The sequence below is a fragment of the Shewanella xiamenensis genome (assembly GCF_014647135.1).
GTDB lineage: Bacteria > Pseudomonadota > Gammaproteobacteria > Enterobacterales > Shewanellaceae > Shewanella > Shewanella xiamenensis.
Genome location: NZ_BMOP01000023.1, coordinates 39,548 through 60,416 on the forward strand (window position 1 = coordinate 39,548; position 20,869 = coordinate 60,416).

The 20,869-nt window shown below is 45.0% G+C and carries 24 protein-coding genes; 12 read left to right on the plus strand and 12 right to left on the minus strand.

The annotated features are described in order from the left end of the window. Positions 1 to 242 precede the first annotated feature (242 nt). Positions 243 to 707: a thioesterase family protein gene (locus IEY09_RS16290; RefSeq protein WP_037422889.1), complete on the plus strand. Its 465-nt coding sequence runs from the start codon at positions 243 to 245 to the stop codon at positions 705 to 707. Between the two features lie 216 nt (positions 708 to 923). Beyond that, positions 924 to 1,811 (plus strand): EamA family transporter RarD, encoded by an 888-nt coding sequence (gene rarD, locus IEY09_RS16295; protein WP_188871890.1) that lies wholly within the window; start codon positions 924 to 926, stop codon positions 1,809 to 1,811. A 52-nt stretch (positions 1,812 to 1,863) separates the two neighbouring features. Here rarD and IEY09_RS16300 read toward each other — a convergent pair whose 3' ends face one another. The 5 genes from IEY09_RS16300 to radC all read right to left on the minus strand — a co-directional run bounded on the left by IEY09_RS16300 (position 1,864) and on the right by radC (position 5,334). Continuing rightward, on the minus strand, positions 1,864 to 2,382 hold the full coding sequence (locus IEY09_RS16300) for a PH domain-containing protein (RefSeq protein ID WP_047534474.1): 519 nt from the start codon (positions 2,380 to 2,382) through the stop codon (positions 1,864 to 1,866). Between the two features lie 103 nt (positions 2,383 to 2,485). Beyond that, on the minus strand, positions 2,486 to 3,805 hold the full coding sequence (argA, locus tag IEY09_RS16305) for an amino-acid N-acetyltransferase (RefSeq protein WP_188871892.1): 1,320 nt from the start codon (positions 3,803 to 3,805) through the stop codon (positions 2,486 to 2,488). Positions 3,806 to 4,118: 313 nt separating this feature from the next. Beyond that, positions 4,119 to 4,292, minus strand: a complete 174-nt coding sequence (gene rpmG, locus IEY09_RS16310; RefSeq protein WP_006079871.1) for a 50S ribosomal protein L33 — start codon at positions 4,290 to 4,292, stop codon at positions 4,119 to 4,121. A 6-nt stretch (positions 4,293 to 4,298) separates the two neighbouring features. Continuing rightward, a complete protein-coding gene (rpmB, locus tag IEY09_RS16315) occupies positions 4,299 to 4,535 on the minus strand; it encodes a 50S ribosomal protein L28 (protein WP_006079870.1) in 237 nt (78 codons plus the stop codon). A gap of 121 nt (positions 4,536 to 4,656) precedes the next feature. Then, positions 4,657 to 5,334, minus strand: a complete 678-nt coding sequence (gene radC, locus IEY09_RS16320) for a RadC family protein (protein ID WP_109277826.1) — start codon at positions 5,332 to 5,334, stop codon at positions 4,657 to 4,659. 119 nt (positions 5,335 to 5,453) lie between these two features. Here radC and coaBC point away from each other — a divergent pair, with 119 nt between their 5' ends. From coaBC to folE, 5 genes are all read left to right on the plus strand, one after another. Then, positions 5,454 to 6,683, plus strand: coding sequence for a bifunctional phosphopantothenoylcysteine decarboxylase/phosphopantothenate--cysteine ligase CoaBC (coaBC, locus tag IEY09_RS16325; RefSeq protein ID WP_188871919.1), 1,230 nt, complete (start codon positions 5,454 to 5,456; stop codon positions 6,681 to 6,683). After that, positions 6,684 to 7,142 (plus strand): dUTP diphosphatase, encoded by a 459-nt coding sequence (gene dut / locus IEY09_RS16330; protein WP_011624324.1) that lies wholly within the window; start codon positions 6,684 to 6,686, stop codon positions 7,140 to 7,142. A gap of 31 nt (positions 7,143 to 7,173) precedes the next feature. Next, positions 7,174 to 7,767 (plus strand): nucleoid occlusion factor SlmA, encoded by a 594-nt coding sequence (gene slmA, locus IEY09_RS16335; RefSeq protein WP_188871894.1) that lies wholly within the window; start codon positions 7,174 to 7,176, stop codon positions 7,765 to 7,767. A gap of 134 nt (positions 7,768 to 7,901) precedes the next feature. After that, positions 7,902 to 9,887 carry an alpha/beta hydrolase family protein gene (locus tag IEY09_RS16340; RefSeq protein ID WP_188871895.1) on the plus strand — a complete coding sequence of 662 codons (1,986 nt, stop codon included), beginning with the start codon at positions 7,902 to 7,904 and terminating at the stop codon, positions 9,885 to 9,887. A 269-nt stretch (positions 9,888 to 10,156) separates the two neighbouring features. Further along, positions 10,157 to 10,807 (plus strand): GTP cyclohydrolase I FolE, encoded by a 651-nt coding sequence (folE, locus tag IEY09_RS16345; RefSeq protein ID WP_037422910.1) that lies wholly within the window; start codon positions 10,157 to 10,159, stop codon positions 10,805 to 10,807. 93 nt (positions 10,808 to 10,900) lie between these two features. On the opposite strand, the gene pyrE is transcribed toward folE, so the two are convergent. Both pyrE and rph read right to left on the minus strand, forming a co-directional pair. Then, the gene (gene pyrE / locus IEY09_RS16350; protein ID WP_037430646.1) at positions 10,901 to 11,548 is read right to left on the minus strand and encodes an orotate phosphoribosyltransferase; all 648 of its coding nucleotides are present in this window, start codon (positions 11,546 to 11,548) and stop codon (positions 10,901 to 10,903) included. A gap of 96 nt (positions 11,549 to 11,644) precedes the next feature. Continuing rightward, a complete protein-coding gene (rph, locus tag IEY09_RS16355; RefSeq protein WP_011073930.1) occupies positions 11,645 to 12,358 on the minus strand; it encodes a ribonuclease PH in 714 nt (237 codons plus the stop codon). 209 nt (positions 12,359 to 12,567) lie between these two features. Here rph and IEY09_RS16360 point away from each other — a divergent pair, with 209 nt between their 5' ends. Together IEY09_RS16360 and IEY09_RS16365 are read left to right on the plus strand one after the other, a co-directional pair. Next, entirely contained in the window at positions 12,568 to 13,431 is an 864-nt protein-coding gene (locus tag IEY09_RS16360; RefSeq protein ID WP_037422912.1) for a YicC/YloC family endoribonuclease, read from the plus strand. 210 nt (positions 13,432 to 13,641) lie between these two features. Beyond that, positions 13,642 to 14,871 carry a tyrosine-type recombinase/integrase gene (locus IEY09_RS16365; RefSeq protein ID WP_188871897.1) on the plus strand — a complete coding sequence of 410 codons (1,230 nt, stop codon included), beginning with the start codon at positions 13,642 to 13,644 and terminating at the stop codon, positions 14,869 to 14,871. 403 nt (positions 14,872 to 15,274) lie between these two features. Here IEY09_RS16365 and IEY09_RS16370 read toward each other — a convergent pair whose 3' ends face one another. From IEY09_RS16370 to IEY09_RS16385, 4 genes are all read right to left on the minus strand, one after another. Continuing rightward, positions 15,275 to 15,664 carry a hypothetical protein gene (locus tag IEY09_RS16370; protein WP_229777988.1) on the minus strand — a complete coding sequence of 130 codons (390 nt, stop codon included), beginning with the start codon at positions 15,662 to 15,664 and terminating at the stop codon, positions 15,275 to 15,277. Continuing rightward, complete coding sequence (locus IEY09_RS16375) at positions 15,654 to 16,019, minus strand: hypothetical protein (RefSeq protein WP_188871899.1); 366 nt, start codon at positions 16,017 to 16,019, stop codon at positions 15,654 to 15,656. Before IEY09_RS16375 ends, IEY09_RS16370 begins: the two co-directional genes overlap by 11 nt. Continuing rightward, positions 16,016 to 16,390, minus strand: coding sequence for a hypothetical protein (locus IEY09_RS16380; protein WP_188871901.1), 375 nt, complete (start codon positions 16,388 to 16,390; stop codon positions 16,016 to 16,018). Before IEY09_RS16380 ends, IEY09_RS16375 begins: the two co-directional genes overlap by 4 nt. 278 nt (positions 16,391 to 16,668) lie before the next feature. Beyond that, entirely contained in the window at positions 16,669 to 17,343 is a 675-nt protein-coding gene (locus tag IEY09_RS16385) for a potassium channel family protein (protein ID WP_188871903.1), read from the minus strand. Between the two features lie 148 nt (positions 17,344 to 17,491). Here IEY09_RS16385 and IEY09_RS16390 point away from each other — a divergent pair, with 148 nt between their 5' ends. The 3 genes from IEY09_RS16390 to IEY09_RS16400 are packed head-to-tail and all read left to right on the plus strand — an operon-like array spanning position 17,492 to position 20,097. After that, complete coding sequence (locus IEY09_RS16390) at positions 17,492 to 17,983, plus strand: permease (protein WP_188871906.1); 492 nt, start codon at positions 17,492 to 17,494, stop codon at positions 17,981 to 17,983. Positions 17,984 to 18,008: 25 nt separating this feature from the next. After that, the gene (locus IEY09_RS16395) at positions 18,009 to 19,115 is read left to right on the plus strand and encodes an HlyD family secretion protein (RefSeq protein WP_188871908.1); all 1,107 of its coding nucleotides are present in this window, start codon (positions 18,009 to 18,011) and stop codon (positions 19,113 to 19,115) included. Further along, positions 19,105 to 20,097, plus strand: coding sequence for a DUF2955 domain-containing protein (locus tag IEY09_RS16400; RefSeq protein WP_188871911.1), 993 nt, complete (start codon positions 19,105 to 19,107; stop codon positions 20,095 to 20,097). Before IEY09_RS16395 ends, IEY09_RS16400 begins: the two co-directional genes overlap by 11 nt. 158 nt (positions 20,098 to 20,255) lie before the next feature. Here the strand turns inward: IEY09_RS16400 and IEY09_RS16405 are convergent, their stop codons facing one another. Continuing rightward, positions 20,256 to 20,819 (minus strand): GGDEF domain-containing protein, encoded by a 564-nt coding sequence (locus tag IEY09_RS16405; protein ID WP_188871913.1) that lies wholly within the window; start codon positions 20,817 to 20,819, stop codon positions 20,256 to 20,258. Positions 20,820 to 20,869 lie beyond the last annotated feature (50 nt).

Here is a 20,869-nt window from a genome sequence, read left to right on the forward strand (position 1 = left end):
CTAAAGGACAGAATCGCTCCTGTCTTGCGCCATCTTGCCCAAACTGGCCCACGCCAACAACTAGAGGATAGGCTTAGCCTACTTCCACGGCTCATCACAACACCTAAGACAATTTGCCCGCACAAAGGCTTAAGTTGCATTAGGCATAGGCTTGGCTGTAGATTAATTGCTCTAAGTCGAACGCCATTGCGTGTGCTTCGACCCTATTCTAAGAAGCCCTACAGCCTACAAGGACGAACAGCATGACAACCCCAATTCAAGCCGAAGTACTCAAACGTGTTGCCGAAGTGTTTGACCAGCACGTACCGTTTCATAATTTATTGGGTCTAGATATCAAGCGATACGACATAGATGGCGTTGAAGTGGTGATCAATATGAAGCCAGAGCTCATTGGCAATATTCATCAACAAATTCTCCACGGTGGTGTCACCGCCACAGTGCTTGATGTCGTAGGAGGGCTCACCGCCTTTGCAGGACTGGTCGCTAGCCGTGATGATTGGACGGTTGAAGAGTTACAACAACGACTGCAAACCTTAGGCACTATTGATATGCGTGTCGATTACCTGCGCCCCGGGCGTGGACAGATTTTCACTGGCACCGGCAGTGTGATCCGAGCTGGCAATCGCGTCTCGGTCTGCCGAATGGAGTTACACAATGAGCAAGGAACCCATATCGCCTTCGGCACTGGCACTTATATGGTGGGATAGTCCGTTGTCACCCATCGTTTTTTCAAGATTTCTTTACCGCATTCAACATCAATAAACCAAAGGGAAACACCTTGATTATTCAGCTGTTTCCCTCTTATTCATTTCGAGCACTCGTCATCAGAGACATCCTGTAACGAAAAAGGCGGCTGTACACACCTTGAGTCAATTCCCATAGCCTCCTACAATCGCCGTCCTGTTGTCCTTCGAAGATGTCTCATGCCTGATACCGAATACCGCAAAGGGATCCTACTTGCCGTCAGTGCTTACTGTATGTGGGGATTTGCGCCCTTATATTTCAAACTACTCCACCATGTTTCGGCGACCGAAATTTTACTGCATCGGGTGATCTGGTCATTTGTATTTATGGTGATCATCATGCTGTTTATCGGTGGCTTTGGAAAACTGCGCCAGCTGTTTAAACAGCCAAAACAGCTACTCGTGCTCACCATCACCTCCCTATTAATTGCAGCCAACTGGTTGATTTTTATCTGGGCAGTGAATAACGATCATATGCTCGATGCCAGCTTGGGTTACTTTATTAATCCCCTACTGAATGTGCTGCTCGGCATGCTGTTTTTAGGGGAAAGATTACGTAAGTTGCAATGGTTTGCCGTCGCGCTGGCGAGTACTGGCGTGCTGATCCAATTAGTCTCATTCGGCTCAATCCCTATTGTCTCCCTCGCCTTAGCGGGCACCTTCGGGGTATATGCTCTGCTACGTAAAAAGGTCAATGTGGATGCTAAATCGGGTCTGCTAGTCGAAACCGCCATCCTACTACCGGTCGCATTGGTTTATCTGGTCGCAACCTTAGATAGCGCCACGGCGAATATGCTCACCAACGATTGGCACCTTAATTTATTGTTGATAGCAGCCGGGATTGTTACCACGATTCCACTATTGTGTTTTGCCGGTGCAGCGGTACGTATTCCATTGTCTATGCTCGGCTTTTTCCAATATATCGGCCCGAGTATTATGTTTATCCTCGCGGTAACCTTATTCAATGAACCCTTCGATGCCGAGAAGAGCATCACCTTTGGTTTTATCTGGAGCGCCCTGCTGGTGTTCACCTTCGATATGGCCTATAAACGCAAAACGGCGCGATAATATCGCGCCGTAGCCAATGGTTACAAAAGTAGTGGTAAGTGTACTGGACCTGCTACTTTTGTAGTTGGGCTAAAAATTTCTCGCCCTCGGGTACAGATAAGAGCAGATTGTAGCCTCGCGTCGTTGGCACTAACACTAGCTCGGATTTATCCGTCACTGCCACAAATGCCTTGCCCTTCCCCTTCAAATTAAACCAGCCGAGTTGAAACCCTGGCATACCGATACCATTGGTTTTAAAGCTGGGTACCAAATCCGCCTCCAGCTTCAAGTCGATAAGACGCGCCTGCTCGACCAACAGTTCGGAGCGTGCTAATTGCACTTTATAGAAGGGAATATCGAGTTTTAGCTCGGTGTCGGTTAGCGCGATTTCAGCATTATGGGATTGATAAAACACCCAAGAAAATCCGCCAATCATTACTAACAAGATGCCTAAGCTCGCCGATTTAGCCACTTTCGGCATAGGTTTAACCCACAACATCCACAGTACGCCAGCTAAACCTAACAGCAAGATAATAAAGCTTAAAATTGAAGTTTGAGTCAGAGGCGCGAGGGAGAAAAACTGAGTCACCATGGTGGGCAGTCCTTAAGGAAGAAAAGCTTAATCTGCCAACAAAGACATATTATGTCAACAAAAATGCCAGCGCTAGGCTGGCATCTTATCAAGCGTAAAAAGCTTACAGATCAAGGGCGAGAATTTTAGAGCGGCGCTGATAGTTATACAGCTGCTTTTTCTTCTGCGGCAATGCATCCACATCTTCAATCACAAAGCCATGTTCTAAAAACCAGTGAATGCTGCGGGTAGTCAAGGCAAACAAACGCGAATAACCACGGCTACGCGCCTGACCTATAATATTTTTCAGCAACAAACTGCCCCTATCCGCATCACGATAATCAGGGTGCACCACAAGGCAAGCAAACTCACCGGCATTATCTTCTTCGAACGGATACAAAGCCGCACAGCCAATCACTAAGCCATCACGCTCAATCAACATAAACTGCTCGATCTCAATCTCAAGCTGCTCACGGCTTCGGCGCACTAAAATGCCTTGCTCTTCCAGAGGACGGATTAAATTGAGGATTCCACCAATATCACTAATCGACGCGCGGCGCAGACGCTCAGCGCTCTCTGTTACGATTTGCGTACCTATGCCTTCACGGGAGAACAACTCCTGCAGCAAGGCACCATCATCAAGATAGCTAACCAAATGACAACGGGGCACGCCATTACGGCACGCATCAATACTCGCCTTGAGGAAGGCCATCGTGCCCACACAGGCAGAACCTTGCTCAGCAAGCTTAGCCAGAATATTTTGCGCATCATTTGGCATTAATTCAGCAATCACATCGCCATTGCGATCGAGGATGCCGTTTTGCGAACTAAAGCCAATCATCTTGTCGGCCTTCAGCTTGATAGCAACCTGAGTAGCAATCTCTTCAGCCGTGAGGTTAAAGCTTTCGCCAGTGACGGATGCAGCAATCGGCCCCATCAACACGATACAGTGATTATCGAGCTGGCGCTTAAGCCCTTGGGTATCAATACGGCGCACTTTGCCGCTTAGACAAAAATCCACACCATTATCGACGCCCAGTGGCTGAGCAATCACAAAGTTACCGCTGACTAAGTTGATTTGCGCGCCTTGCATCGGCGTATTACTTAGACTCATCGATAAACGTGCGGTGATATCAAACTGCAATGCACCCGCGACTTGCTTAATCACTTTGAGCGAGTCCTCATCGGTGATACGTACACCTTCGTGGTAAGTGGGTTCAATCCCATTGGCCGCTAACGCGGCGTCGATTTGCGGCCTCGCGCCATACACCAATACCACTTTAATGCCTAAACTGTGCAGCAGGGCCACGTCATTTAAAATGCCGCGAAATTGATTTTGTGCTAAAGCCTCACCACCCAACATCACCACAAAGGTTTTCCCTCTATGGGCATTAACGTAAGGGGCAGAATGACGAAATCCATCAACCAGTTCAGTGGTACGCACGCGTTGTTTACACCTCATATTTAAGCTGGTAACCCCAAAATGGCTTACCAGGAGTGAATAACGAAAACCCGCGTATAGTATTGCATTTTAATTCACCAATAAAGAATTTATTCTCATTAAAATGCAGTTTTAATACAATAAAGTGCTTATATTTTCAAAAAATTGCACTTTTGATAAATGATCACATTTTTTTAACCAAATATGATTTAGTCGCGCTCGCCAAATATGGGGCAGATTTATCTCATCTTGATGACGAAAAGCCAAAAAAAAAGCCCCTTAGATAAGGGGCTTTTCTCGAAACACTAAACAAGGATTACTTGATTTTTGCTTCTTTGTAGATAACGTGCTGACGAATAACTGGATCAAATTTTTTGATTTCCATTTTTTCTGGCATGTTACGCTTGTTTTTTTCAGTTGTGTAGAAGTGACCAGTTTTAGCTGTAGAAACTAATTTGATCTTCTCACGATTACCTTTAGCTTTAGCCATGATCTATTACACCTTCTCGCCACGGGCACGAAGTTCAGCAACAACAACTTCAATACCTTTCTTATCGATCAGACGGATACCTTTAGTAGATACACGTAACTGTACGAAACGTTTTTCTTCTTCTAACCAAAAACGGTGGTTTTGTAGGTTAGGTAAAAAACGACGACGGGTCGCGTTTTTTGCGTGCGAACGGTTGTTACCAACCATCGGCTTCTTGCCAGTAACTTGGCATACTCTTGACATGTCAATCTTCTCCAAAAACAATTTTAACGCTCGAGCATTAATGTGCCTCGTATGGCCGTCGCCCGAGGCACAAAGAGGGCGCATTTTATACACGATCACAGAGTGAAGATCAAGTGTTAGATTAATTAATCCAGCCTCGTTCCGCGAAGGAAACTATCTCTCGATCACCAACAACCATATGATCCAACAGGGATACATCTATGGTTGCCAACGCATTTTTTAATCGCTCAGTTATTCGTCTGTCAGCCTGACTGGGCTCGGCAATACCAGACGGATGATTGTGACACACTATGACGGCAGCAGCCTTTTTCTCCAGCACTAAGCTCACCACTTCACGTGGGTACACTGAGGCTGAATCTATTGTTCCGCGGAATAATTCGACGAACTGAATCACTCTATGCTGGCTATCCAGCAGCAAAATTGCGAACACTTCATAGGAGCGGTCAGCTAATTGTCTCATTAAATAATCCCGAGTTAAATCGGGATTTGTCAAAACCTGACCTCTCTGCAGGTTTTCTTGTGCCACACGCCTCGCTAATTCAGCCGCGGCTTGAAGCTGGGCGTATTTTACAGGTCCCACGCCAGGAAGTCGACACACCTGATGCTTTGGTGCGCAAAGTAAGCTTCTTAAACCACCAAATTCTTGAATAAGTGAACGGGCAAGGTCTACGGCATTCAGCCCTGACAGGCCATTACGCAACAACACCGCCAGTAATTCAGCATCCGAGAGATGACTGGCGCCTTTTACTAATAACTTATCCCGCGGCCCTTCGCCCTCTGGCCAATCCTTAATCGCCATGTGACCTCCTGTCGTCGCATATTTTTACTTTAGCAAGTATGGACGAGATTTTTTGAACTGGGACAGTCACGCCAATTCATCGCTTTGTGGTATGGTTGGCGACATTATTTCAATCTCGGATGATGTCTGTGAGCCTGATAACGAAAAACGTCCTGCTGGGTATTGGTGGCGGTATTGCAGCCTACAAAAGCGCGGATTTAGTGCGCCGCTTAAAAGAACGCGGCTTTGATGTACGTGTGGTCATGAGCCAAAGTGCGATAGAATTTATTACCCCACTCACACTGCAAGCCTTATCAGGGCATCCGGTATCATCGAGCTTACTCGATCCCGCTGCCGAAGCGGCGATGGGGCATATTGAACTGGCGCGCTGGGCGGATTTAGTGATTATCGCCCCTGCAACGGCGAATTTACTGGCCCGTATCAATGCTGGCATGGCGGATGAGCTTATCACCACCACTTGTCTTGCCACTGAAGCGCAAATTGCGCTCTGCCCTGCGATGAATCAGCAGATGTATCGTAATCTCGCCACTCAAGCCAATTTAGCCAGTTTACAAAGCCGTGGTTACACCCTGTGGGGACCGGCAAGTGGCAGTCAAGCTTGCGGTGAAGTGGGCCCAGGCCGCATGCTCGAACCGCTCGAAATTGCCGAACTTGCGAGTCGCTTTTTTGCAACAAAAGATGTCTATGCTGAACAGGAGTCACAACCGCTAGCAGGTCAATCGGTACTGATCACCGCAGGCCCAACCCGCGAAGCCATCGACCCTGTACGCTATATCTCTAATCACAGCTCTGGCAAGATGGGCTTTGCCTTAGCGAAGGCCGCGGCCGATATGGGCGCCGATGTGACCTTGGTCGCAGGACCCGTAAATTTAGCCACGCCTGAAGGGGTGACGCGAATCAATGTCGAATCGGCGCAAAACATGCTCGATGCGGTGATGAATCATGTTGATAAAAAAGATATTTTTATCGGATGTGCGGCGGTTGCTGACTATCGAGTCAGCGATATTGCCACCAGTAAAATCAAAAAGTCAGCGGAAGAAATGCAACTTGCGCTGGTGAGGAATCCTGATATCTTAGCGACGGTCGCAAGCTTGGCAAACCGTCCTTTTATGGTGGGATTTGCCGCAGAAACCCATGATGTAGAAGCCTACGCCCGCGATAAACTCAAACGTAAAAATTTGAATATGATCGCGGCAAACGATGTATCCGTTACTGGTCTAGGCTTTAACGCCGATGCCAATGCCCTGCGCGTATTCTGGCCACAGGGTAGTCAAGATTTGCCTGCTACCGATAAACTCACGTTGGCTCGGCAATTACTTTCGTTGATAGTGAAAGAAAAAACAAAATAAATGAAAACACCGATTGAATTAAAGATCCTCGACTCCCGCATTGGTTCCGAATTTCCCCTGCCAGCCTACGCAACACCTGGTAGCGCAGGCATGGATCTTCGTGCCATGATAGATACCACCATGACGATAGCCCCAGGAGAAACTCAGTTAATCCCAACGGGTATCGCCATCCACGTAGCCGATCCAGGCCTTGCCGCCGTGATCCTGCCCCGTTCAGGCCTTGGCCATAAACACGGTATCGTCCTTGGAAATCTCGTTGGCCTCATCGATTCGGATTATCAGGGGCCCTTAATGGTCTCTTGTTGGAACCGCAGCGATACCCCATTTACCTTAGAAATCGGTGATCGTCTCGCACAACTGGTGTTTGTTCCTGTGGTACAAGCACAATTCAAACTCGTTGATGAGTTCGATAGCTCAGACCGTGGTGAAGGTGGATTTGGCCATTCTGGCACTAAATAACCTGAATCGTTATTGAGCGAAGGATACTGCAATGGCTGTAAGCCCAAAAATTAATCGTCGTGAACACATACTGCAATGCCTAGCACAAATGCTAGAAACCAGCCCAGGACAACGTATTACCACCGCTAAACTCGCCTCAGAAGTCGGCGTATCGGAAGCGGCACTCTATCGCCACTTCCCGAGTAAAGCGCGGATGTTTGAAGGGTTAATTGAGTTTATTGAAGAGTCATTACTCTCTCGTATCAACATCATCATGGATGATGAAAAAGACACCATGAAACGCTGTCAATTAGTACTACAGTTGTTATTGATTTTCGCCGAGCGTAATCCTGGGATCTCTCGCGTTCTCAATGGTGATGCGCTTTTAGGTGAAAATGAGCGTTTGCGGAGCCGCATTAGTACGTTATTTGCCAAAATTGAGACCCAACTTAAGCAAATTCTACGGGAAAAAACGTTGCGAGAAGGCAAAGGCTTTAATTTAGATGAGGCTATTTTAGCCAATTTGCTGTTAGCCTTCGCAGAGGGGCGAATTGCTCAATTTGTCCGCAGTGAGTTTAAGCTAAAACCCACACAACACTTCGATGAACAGTGGAACTTTATTCAGCATCAACTGTTGCAAAGCTAATGATTTATCAACATAAAGGACGGTAATCACCGTCCTTTCTTTTATCCCGACTCCTTGTATCAGTAGTGCTTTTGCTTTAATCTTGTTTACACATTGTTAAAACTAAAAACACAATAATATTACAAGGATGTCAGATGAAATCTTTGCCATTTGCTGCATTGGCCGTAATTTGCTTGCCTATTACGCCTTTCAGCACATTAGCGGCCGAAACCTCGGCGACAAATGTCCTGTCACAATCCCAATTATTCAGTCGCGGCAACGAGTATTCTAACGTAAAGATCTCGCCTACCGGCAAATACTTAAGTGCAATTACCAGTGTTGAGAGTAAAAATGTACTCATAGTATTAGATGCTCAAACCAAAAAACTGCTGAATGCGATTCGCTTCCCAAGCAACGCCCAGGTAGGCACCTATGAATGGGCCAATAGTGAGCGTATTGTACTGGCAAAAGAATACCTTAAGGGCTGGAGCGATGTGCCCCAATACTACGGCGAATTAATGGCGGTCAACGCCGATGGTTCTCGCCCTAAATATCTATTTGGTTATAACAGCGGCGAGCAGCAAACGGGTTCAAATCTCAAGAAAAATACCGCCATAAATGCCACAGCATTCATACTGGACCCTCTACCGGATGATGAACGCTATATGCTGGTCAACGCGCTCCCATGGACTGGTGCCCCGGACTTGAGTGAAACACGTCAGGATGTCTACCGCGTTGACCTTTTTAGCGGGGTGCGTAAACGCATCACAGGCTCTCCCATAGGCCAAGCTCGCTTTATGACCGATCATGATGGTGACGTCCGCTTTGTGGCAGGGAAAGACAGCAAAAACATTACTAAAGTCTTTTACCGTAAAGATGGCGAATGGATAAACACCGATAAACTCAACCTAGGCTTAAGTGATTTTACGCCTATCTCCTTCGCTGATGATAAAAATACCATCTATGCAGCGGGTCGAGTGGGCACTGAAACCTTAGGCGTCTATCGCATCAACCTCGAAACAGGCGATAAGGCCGAGATCATTCAAGATGAGGTTGTTGATCCTAGCAACTTCTGGATCAACGGCACCAACAAACAGCTCTATGCCGTTGAGTTTGAAAATGGCTATCCAAGCTATGCCTTTGTCGATAACAACGACAGCCACGCCAAACTACTCAAGGATTTACTCGCGGCCCTGCCGGGGCATCAAGTACAAATCGTTAGCGAAACCCGTAATGGCGAACAATTGGTGGTAATTGCATTTAACGATCGCAATCCCGGTGATTACTATGTGTTTGATACGAAAAAACTCAAGCTAGAGTATCTAGCCACCGCCCGTAAATGGCTAGACCCAGAAAGAATGGCTGAGGTCAAACCCATTAGCTTCACTAACCGCGATGGCCAGAAAATACATGGCTATTTAACCTTACCCTTCGGCAAAGAAGCCAAAAATTTACCCTTGGTCGTTAATCCCCATGGCGGTCCCCATGGCATTCGTGATTGGTGGGGATTTGACCCACAAAACCAACTACTTGCTCAAAATGGCATGGCGGTGTTGCAGGTTAACTTCCGTGGCTCAGGTGGTTATGGCGAGCGTTTCGAGCAAGCTGGCTATCGAAAATGGGGCTCGGATATTCAGCACGATATTATCGATGCAACTCAATACGTCATTGACCAAGGCTTTGCCGATAAGGAACGGGTATGTATCGCTGGCGGTAGCTTTGGCGGCTATAGCGCACTACAAAGTGCCGTATTGGCGCCCGATATGTTTAAATGCGCGGTTGGGTTTGCCGGTGTGTATGATCTGGAGTTGATGTTTGATGAAGGTGACGTCGCCAGAACACGTTCAGGAACAAGCTACCTTAAGGACGTACTTGGCCAAGATAAAGCCACCCTAAAAGCCATGTCTCCCTCTGAAAACGTTGCTAAATTAAAAGCGAACCTCTTACTGGTGCACGGTGGTGAAGATGAGCGCGCGCCAATTGAACAGTTGGAATCACTCGAAAAAGCCCTCAAAGCCCATAATTATCCCTACCAAAAACTGGTGATGGATAACGAAGGCCATGGTTTTTATAACGATTCTCATAGAGCCAAGTATTACGATCAGATGTTGAGCTTCTTAAAAACTAACCTGAAACTTTAGCCTTAACTAAAATAAAAGCTATCTTCATCAAGATAATGATGTTTTAGCGCCCCAAGGAGCCGATAATCGATAAGGACTATCGGCTTTTTCATCTTCAGCGTGAGCGTTTTTTGGTATGAATTATCCGCAATTCGCGCTATTCTGCCCCACCTTGTTCTTGTCCAAGTGACAACGAATCGATTTATACCCTAGCGCACCTGATTGCTGATATTCAGCGACCAGTGCTAGGTTTTCAGTGATAGCCGCTACTGAAGTAGTGGAGGATAAAAATGTCATTAAGTGAAGCAGCAGTAAAAGTACAGGCCGCCCTGCAAGAGCGCGGACTTGAAACCCCCATGCTCCCCAGTGTGTTTACTCCTGAAGAGCGTAAGGACAAGATTGAACACCATATGAAGGAAATTCTGACGCTCATGTCACTGGATCTTTCTGATGACAGTCTTGCCGATACCCCACGCCGCATCGCCAAAATGTATGTCGACGAAATCTTCTCCGGTCTAGATTATGCGAACTTCCCGAAGATCACTGTGATTGATAACAAAATGGGCTTTGATGAAATGGTGCGCGTACAGGATATTAGCCTGACCAGTACCTGTGAACATCACCTTGTCACTATTGATGGCACGGCAACCATTGCGTATCTTCCACGTAAAAAAATTATTGGTTTATCAAAGATTAACCGCATTGTACGTTTCTTTGCCCAACGCCCTCAGGTACAAGAGCGTTTAACTCAGCAAGTGTTAGTCGCGCTGCAGACCTTGCTCGAAACTAAAGATGTTGCGGTTAAAATGGATGCGGTGCATTACTGCGTAAAATCCCGCGGCGTAATGGACTCCACCAGCTCCACCACCACGACGGCCTTAGGTGGTATTTTTAAATCCAACCCAGCGACCCGCGCCGAGTTTTTACACCAGTCGAAGTAAGACCTTACTTTGTGTGAGATATAAAAAAACGCTGCCATTCTTATTGAATTGCAGCGTTTCTGTTTTAGCGGTTTATAACACGCTTAAGCCTTATTAGGCCTCGATGCCATACTGCTCACGGTACTGGCTTACCGCTGCTAGTTGCGCTTCCATACCTGGTTTTTCAGATAAATAGCTGATCAGATCCGCAAGCTTGATAATCGCCACAATACCACAGCCAAAATCACGCTCGACCTCTTGGATGGCTGACAATTCGCTCTTGCCCTTCTCTTGTCTATCCAGCGCGATTAATACGCCTGCCAGCTGCGCTTGATGAGCTTCGATGATTTCCATCGACTCACGGATCGCCGTCCCCGCAGTGATCACATCGTCCACCAGCATTACCCGACCTTTAAGCTCGCTACCGACTAAGCTACCGCCCTCACCGTGATCTTTTTTCTCTTTACGGTTAAAGCAGTAGGGAATATCGATATCGTGATGTTCGCACAAAGCCACCGCTGTCGTGGTCGCAATCGGAATACCTTTGTAAGCTGGGCCAAACAACAGATCGTACTCTATGCCAGAATCCACTAACGCCGCCGCATAAAAACGCCCTAAACGGGCTAAATCACGGCCAGTATTGAATAGGCCTGCATTAAAGAAGTAAGGACTGATACGGCCCGATTTAAGGGTAAACTCGCCGAATCGCAACACCTGACGCTCTAGGGCAAATTCAATAAACTCACGTTGATAGGCTTTCACAATCTCTCCTTACGACTTTAACGTTCTATTTTTATTGGGTTATAGCAATATTGATTTAATAAAAAGCCCCATAACGGGGCTTTTTATCAATAACAATTAATTTAATGCGGCTTTCTGCACATCGACGATTTCGCGAATACTGTTCTTCGCTAAACCAAGTAGCTCAATCAACTCTTCGTGAGTAAACGGCTCACCTTCGGCAGTGCCTTGAATTTCGATAATCTTACCAGTTTCTGTCATTACCACGTTCATATCGGTTTCGGCAGCGCTGTCTTCAACATACTCTAGGTCGCTTATCGCTTCACCGTTGTAGATACCCACGCTGACCGCAGCGATTAAGAACTTAAGCGGGTTAGATTTAATAATGCCTTTACCACGGGCCCAGTTAAGCGCATCCACTAAGGCGACACAAGCACCAGTGATTGACGCGGTGCGAGTACCGCCATCAGCTTGGATCACATCACAATCGATGACAATGGTGTTTTCACCCAGCGCTTTCATATCGACACAGGCACGCAACGCACGGCCGATAAGACGTTGAATTTCTTGCGTGCGGCCAGATTGCTTGCCGCGAGCGGCTTCACGGTCCATACGACTATGGGTTGAGCGTGGCAACATGCCGTATTCCGCCGTTACCCAGCCTTGGCCCTGACCTTTAAGGAAACGCGGTACACCCTCAGTAAAACTGGCGGTACAAAGCACTTTAGTTTCGCCAAATTCGACTAACACAGAACCTTCGGCATGGGCCGTAAATTGGCGAGTGATAGTAATTGGGCGTGTTTGTGCTGGCGTTCTGTTACTTGGACGCATGCGAAATTCCTGTATTCTGAGTCATTGACCGATTTTGGCTGCATATTATAGGGTTTTGTGCCTATAGATGCCATGCTTAGGGTGATTCTCTAGCAAACTCGTCACACAAACACCTAATCCTCCTCGCGAGTAGTGGTATGCCTTTAATCCTAAAGCCATTGACTCTATAATCGCCTCTCATTATGACGATTAAACCACTAGGACAACCCATGATCCAAAGCATGACAGCCTACGCTCGCATTGAGCACAAAGCACAATGGGGCACAGCCTCTTGGGAAATTCGCTCAGTCAACCAGCGTTATCTCGAAACTTACCTACGTCTGCCAGAACAATTCCGCAGCTTCGAGCCCGTTTTACGCGACCGCCTGCGTAAACGCTTAAGCCGCGGTAAAGTCGAGGTCAATTTACGCTACGAATTAGCCGATAACAGCAATAACGAACTTAAATTAAACCAAGGGTTAGCCAAACAGCTACTCGACGCCGCTAGTTGGCTCAAACAAGAAGCCGGACAAGGCGAAGTCAACCTCACCGATATTTTGCGCTGGCCAGGAGTACTTTCTAGTGCTGAGCAGGATATGGACGCGGTTGGTGCCGATTTAATGACCGCCTTCGACTTAGCTATCGACCAATTCATTGAAGCCCGTGGCCGTGAAGGCGCAGCCATCAAAGACATGCTCTTAAGCCGTTTAGACGGCGTCAGCGAGCAAATCGCCGTTGTGCGCGAGCATATGCCTAAAGTCATGGAATATCAGCGCGATAAACTCACCAATCGCCTCGCCGAAATCAAAGGTGAACTCGATCCCGCCCGCATCGAGCAGGAGATGATCTTATTAGCGCAAAAACAAGATGTGGCAGAGGAAATGGACAGGCTCGAAGCCCATGTTAACGAAGCCCGCCGCATCCTCAAAAAAGGCGGCAGCGAAGGTCGCCGTTTAGATTTTATGATGCAAGAATTTAACCGCGAATCGAACACCCTCGCCTCTAAATCTATCAGCACCGAAATCACCGCCGCCGCCGTCGAGCTCAAAGTGCTCATCGAACAAATGCGCGAGCAGATCCAAAACGTTGAATGATTTCCATAGTCATCCACCAAACATCATTAACCATTGTTTTTAATCAATTTTAACATTTAACCCGTCTACTAACATCCATCCATGCCCACCAATACCCACCGCTATATGGTGGGTATATTGGTGGGTATGCTACAATAATCCCGATCGTCAGTGGTGGGTATTATTGGCTTTCATAAAAGCAACCTTAAGGTCATGATGGGGAATGGATTTATGGGGAACCTGACAGTAAAAGAGATTGAGTCCAAGGCTAAAGGAGAACCTGGCCGGTATGCAGATGGAGCCGGTCTGTATTTTGTTGTCCCAAAGCTTGGCGTTCCATATTGGATGCTCCGTTACACGGCGCAATCCAAACGCAAGGAAATGACCTTAGCAAAATACAGTGATATGTCTCTTGCGGATGCGCGTGCGGAAGCTACTACCAAAATGAAACAGTTTCGCGATGGTCTCGACCCGCTCATAGCCAAAAAACGTGCAGAGCAATCCCAAATCAAAACCGTTGATGATCTCTTTGCCGATTGGCATTTAGGTAACGTTAAAAGACTCAAGCACCACGAAATCCCCGAACGTATCTACCGTAAAGACATTGCTCCCCATATAGGCAGCTTCAATGTCGATAGCGTCACAGCCAGAGACATAAAGGCTGTATTACAAGCTATTGCAGCCACTAACCGCCCAGCAATAGCTAACGATGCACTAATGTACTGCAAGCAGCTTTTTAATCACGGCATAAAGCTGGATTTGCTCAGCGCAAACCCAGCAAGTGCATTTTCTGTATCAGATGCTGGTGGCTTAGAAAAAAGTAAAGACCGCGCTTTAACGCTAGAGGAAATCACCACGTTTTTTAAAATCGCTAGGGAAAATAGTGACAGCTTTAGCCGTGACAACTACCTAGCTTGTGCACTACTGATTACATTGGGAGTACGTAAGTCTGAGTTGGCAGAAGCGCCTTGGAAGGAGTTTAATCTTGATGAGAAGGTGTGGAATCTGTCAAAAAATAGGAGCAAATCTGGAGTGGGTATTGCGATTCCATTGCCGCCCATAGTGATGGAATGGCTATATGAGCTAAAAATCAGAGCATATGACTCCGAGTATGTCTTCCCCAGCAGACGCTCAAGTAAAAATCCCCATATGGGCCCTGATACGCTAAACCGAGCAATCACTAAACTATTTGACCACGAAGCTGGTAAGAAAAAACAACCCCCAAACTTAATGGGTGATATGCCCCACTTCACTGTGCACGATCTACGTCGTACCTGCCGCACCCTGCTTGCAAAACAAGGAACGCCAGGGCACGTTGCAGAGCGTTGCCTTAACCACAAACTAAAGGGTGTTGAAGGGATTTATAACCAGCATGATTATTTCGAGGAGCGAAGAGAAGCGTTAGCAAAAATGTCACAATATTTGAAGGATATTATCAACACTCCTAAAAAGGCGAATTGAAAATTATTTTTATTCAGTGGGTCGTGCACGATATGATAGTTTGGTGGTTTCATTAGATCTATCCGTAGAAGCTAGCATCATCGAAGTTATTTTTGGACAAAACATTGCTAGATTTTTTACTCTAATTCATTGGTTTCGGATTAATATTTCTATGGTTTCGGCGAGCAATTATAAATTACAGCGCTGATGTAACTTATTAATAATGAAAAAAATTGCTAAAATCATTATTCAACTTTGTATATTTCTAGCTCTGGATTATGGTTCAAAATATAATAGGTAGTTCAGCAACTCCTGAATCTGAGACTGTAAAATAATTAATCAGGATTGCTATGATTTGTTTTCCTGTTTACCCCACAATAGAGGGACGCAAGGTTATGCGTCCACTGCTTTAGAATTGAGATGATTAATTTTTTTGAATAGGAGTCAATCCATTGTTGCGGCTATCAACAGCATCCTCTAAGTCGAAACCTGAATCACGCCAGGTCTTAGCTTCTTGGGGGAGAAATTTCTGCCCCCCCCACGCAATTGCATCTTCTAAATTGAAACCATTCATGTTCCAATCTGACGCCTCTGAAGCATTAAAGCCACTTAGATGCCATTTTTGAGCTAATGTAGAAGTAAAGCCAGCAGACTTCCAAGCTGAGATTTCATCTGCTGACATACCAGACCAATCCTTCGGCATAGAGCTACAAGCAAACAACATTAAACAAATCAAAAAACTAGAGCAAATTTTAAACATAGCGCCTCCGCAGGTTTTATCATTTACAGTATAAATTCGTAATTTAATCATCATTAGCAATGGCTGAAGCTATGCCAATGATTGCTGCACCAACCACAACACCACCTAAAATTTCACTATCGTCATCCCATCGTTCACGACGGGAATCTCTCAGTTCTCGACGAATTTCTCTTCTGGCTTCTCTTTTTTCACGGCTAACCTCACTATATCCCTCACGAATCTCTCGTTTTGCACATTCGCGAGTTTTACAGCGTTTGAGTTCACGTTTTGCTTCACGCTTTTCACGCTCAATTTCATGCTTTCCTTCTCTATATTCATTCCTAACTTCCCATCGCCCGGCGAAAGCATGGTTACTCCACAACCCCAAAAAAAGAGCAGTACTTAAAGATATAACAATGAATAATTTCATTGCTGAACTCCTTTGCTTTTACGGAAGGAGTGAATTTTTTCTTCGTAACGCTTAAGAACCTCTGAACATTCTTCAATTTTGAGTTCAATATTGCTGCCATAACCAAAGCTAGCGGAAAATAAAAACGCTCTATCAAGACCAAGTGCTCTGGCAATTTCACCATTGACATCCATCGCTTCACGCTCCAAATCAGCTTTCTGTTCAGATGTAACACATCCAAGAGAAAGACCCGTTAGATAGCCAAACTTCTTCAAACCATCATCTATTTCTGCTTCAGCCTGAAGAAGATCTGCGGGATTTTCTTTTGCAACGGCGAATATAGAGAGAGTTAGGAATACGTAACTCAACAACATCTTTAAAATTCTTTGCATCATCATCTCCATGTGTCGAATTTAGGTATTGTTCAGTGAAGCACTAGTAAAATAGCGTAGTCTTAGTAACGAGTTAGTGCTAATTTTGAGGTGAAATATTTTAACTTGACAGCATTTGACATTGTGACTAGATACAGAACATTTGTCGTTTAGAATAATTTAATATCTATAGCCAACTACAAGTAAATCGATAATCAGTAAACAGTCGATGGGTTCTACGCTCTACGCTCTACGCTCTACGCTCTACGCTCTACGCTCTACGCTCTACGCTCTACGCTCTACGCTCTACGCTCTAAATTAGAACTAACTAAACTAGAAACCACAACTGCCATGTAAAAAACGCCTACGATTGACTCTAAGTATACTAAGGTCTTCGCGATCGGAGTCACAGGACTGATATCGCCATAGCCAAGAGTAGTTAATGTGACAAAGCTAAAATAAGCGCTATTAGAGAAATTATCCTCCCACTTAATTGCTTCCAATCCATGAAAAGATAGTGGATCTAACTCGACTAAAATCAAGTAAGTCACTGCCCACATTAATCCTAGTAATAAAAATAAAGCAACTGAACCAATAAGCTTATTGTTGTCGATTTTACCTGAGAATAAGATTTGCCTAACTAATGATTGGAAGGTACCACAGAAAAATATCAAGGTCAGAGCAAGCATCAGTAGGCTCGTCTCTTGAATATTAAGTGTATACTGAGTCACTGTCGCACCTATCCATGTCACTACCAGCCCTCTTAAGAAATGCGTCCACTTTCTGTCAAACTGCAAGCTAACAAAACAAACTATGAAGATAATAATGATGATGCTCCGGATCACATATTCCGTTATATTACCTCGCAACAACTGCACTAGAGAGGCGGAGATTAACAGCATGATTAATGCTAGCGTTAAGTAGATAAAGTTATTTTTCTGACTTATTTTTTGCGTTGCTCTGCTGAGCTTCATCGTTATCCCCCTTTCGCTTTTGAGCGTTATGTATTTGTATGTTTGATTGGATCATATCGGAAAAATATGTGAGTCTTAACATGCATTAATTCGCATGTTATCGCTATACTCAACAACAGGTTATTAAACAACATTCAAGGTGCTAAACGTGGATATCAAAATGAAGGACTCCTTGGTTGGAGGGATCATTAACGGAGCCATCAATGGCTACATCGCCAGTTACCATTTTAAGGGAATGGATAGTGTCCCCATGTCGCTTAACATGATCACCAATACTGAGGTGACTGTATGGGGTCAAGCTGTATCTCTCACGTTTGGTTTAGGGATTATTTTATCGCTGATCACGTCAAAGTTGTTTATTCATCAACTCAAGAAATCCCATCCACTGCTTATCAATAAACTACAAAGTGGTTTTTGGTCTCACCTTGTCCCTATTGCAGTAACGCATGCCGCGGCGCTATTCGGTTGGTTCGTTGCTCTTGCGGTTATCTGGACGAAATATGTCGGTGAAGTGTCTGTATCTTCTTCGAGTGCTGTTGGGTTGGTTGGCCTGTTTGCTTTCATCATTACAATTGCCGTAGAAGTCAGAACTAAGAAAAGTATCATCTATAAAAAGGTCAATTTACTGGAACAAAAATAACAGTAAACGAGCATAGGAACACAAAATGTCAGAAAACAATACTAAAATGAGTTCAGAGCAGGATGATAAAAAAATTAATCAAGCTCGTTCATTCACTTACTACATTTTTACTTTGTTTGCCGCACTCTGGCTTTACACTTTGTGGGCTGATCGAATCACTCCTATGACAGATCAAGCTCGAGTGAATGGTCAATTGATCCGCATTAGTCCCGAAGTATCAGGTCCTATTTCACAAGTACATATTATCAACAATAGCTCTGTCAAGACGGGAGATCCACTTGTCACCATCGACCCGCGCCCATTTGAATTAGCTGTTAAAGCTGCAAAGTTTGATTTACAGCAAGCCGCGCAATCTTATGAGGCAGATTCAGCTGCGATCAGTGTCGCTCAGGCGAATGAAGTCGCGGCTCGCATTAAGGTTGATAATGCAAAGAAAAATGTAGAGCGTAATCGCATTTTGGCAGAAAAAGGTACTATAAGCCAAGCCTCAATGGACGACATCATCGCTAAACTGGAGACTGCGCAAGCAGGACTAGTTCAAGCTTCGTCTGCATTGGATAAAGCTAAACAGGAGTTTGGTCCCAGAGGAATAGACAACCCAGAAATACAATCTGTTCTTAACCGGCAAGAGCAGGCGCTACTCGATCTCAATCGTACTAAACTTTTAGCTCCTGCTGATGGTGTGATCACTAACATGAATGTTGCAGTTGGTCATTATGCAAGTACTGGGCAACCTATTCTCACGTTTATCAATAACAATAACCCGTGGTTGACCGCCATGGTGAGAGAAAACTCCCTTGCTCATTTGAAACCTGGTGATAAAGTCAAAATTGTTTTTGATGCTCATCCAGGTGATGTGTTTGAGGGGCAAATATCTTCCATTGGTTGGGGAAGTAGTGGTAATGGTAGCCTTGCAGAAGATGCCAGCAATGGGCTAATGACTTCACCAACAAGCAGTTCAAAAGCACAACGTTTCCCCGTGAATATTGAGTTCAAGCAATTACCCGATAATCTTGAGCTGAGATATGGTGGCCGTGCAGTCGTTGGTTTCTATCCTGATGAAAGCTATCTTGGTGAAAGACTGCAAGATTTGTGGATCTGGGCATGGAGTTATATCAGCTATGTATCGTAGTGCAGCAAACCCCATCATAAGAGTTGCGGTATTCCCTGTTTTATTACTGTTCTGGCAATACGTATTCGGAACGGATTTGCCTTTACTAGCACCTGCGATGTGTGCGGTATTTCTTACCACTACTCATGAGCCCCCCCCCGTCATTATGGTGTTTATTATGGGTGGCATTCTGTTCATTACAGCTTGGTTTCAGGCGTTAATGAGTGAGCTGTTAAGCGATTATGCGCACCTCTACTACCTATTATTGTTTGGGGTCTTTTACTGGTGTATGGAGCGTACAAAGAAGAATTCGCAAGACGTGTTTGCAATCTTGCTCATTGTGTCAACTGCGATGATTGCTGTTTTTACCCAGCAAAAAGGCATTAGTGTTGAGCAAATTCCCATGGCTCTGCTAGAAAATATTTTTATTGCAGGTTTTACCGCGTACTTGGCTTATTTTCTATTCCCAGGAGGTGAGCCACTTGCGACAAATACCATTTCAGTTGCCTCGACAACTAAATATTTGTTCGATTGGCAGACTATGCTCAAAACGATCATTGTTATGACTATGATGGTATGTACCATCCAATTGGATTTGGAACAAAGCACAATTATTACCATCATTGTCGCGTTAATCATTAAGGACCCAGATCCTAGTATTGGTAAAGATTATGGATTGAGAAGATTACTGACGACATACGCTAGTGTGCTCTATGCAATTCCGCCTCTAGTGATGTGTTTATTGCAGGCCAATATTGTGGGGACTTTAGGCGTAGCAGTGGTGAGTGCATTATTTATGGGGATTAATGCCGTCTCGAAGAAAGCCAGTTATAACTCGATTCAATTGATGTATTCCAGTTATGTCGTTTTGGTGTTTTATGGAATTACCTCAACGAGTATCAGTGCAATTTCAGATGATCTTGTTCGCTTTACTTCCGTGTTTGCAGCAGTTCTACTTGGTATTATGAGTTTAATAATCTTGTATCCAAAAACGCAAAAATGATGCGGCAAGAGCCATAATGGTGCGAGTAAAATGAATAGAATCGATACTTAGTAAACCGCCGCAACTTCATTAGACGACTTCTAGCCCAATTACAACACAACTGAAATGCAACAATGTCAGATCTAGTCTGAGCTAGTACAGACTAGTACACTATCTACCTACGTATTACGTTTGTTCTTTTTGTTCTGATACATAGCATTATCAGCCTCATTCAACATCTGCTCGATTGACTGATGCCTAAGGGGGTCAAAATCAACAAGGCCAAAAGAAAACTTTATACTATAGGGTAAACACTCTGACAAACAACGCGACCTTAGCGATGCCTCGAAGCGCATAATTAACTGTTCAATTTGGATTGAACTTGTATTCGTTAGAAATGCTACAAACTCATCACCTCCGAGCCTAGCAAAAATATCCGAACTGCGGAATGATTCCCTCATTTCATCAGCAAAGATTTTAAGTGCTCTATCACCTTCAGCATGTCCATGTGTATCATTGATCTCTTTGAATCTATCTAGATCAAAAAATAAAAGAGAGGCTGGAAACAACTCACGTTTGCATACGTCTAAGCTGTATTGAGTAAGCGTTAAAAAGCCGCGGCGATTTGATATTTTAGTCAATTCATCGGATATAGTGAGCTGCACAGCGGCTTTGTTTCCTAAATCAGTTGAACTAAAACCATAGCTGGTGATCTGATCGGCATAGCCTATCAACTCACCCATCAATCGTGTCAAAACCTCGCTATAAAACAACTAACTGGAAGCAATACAAT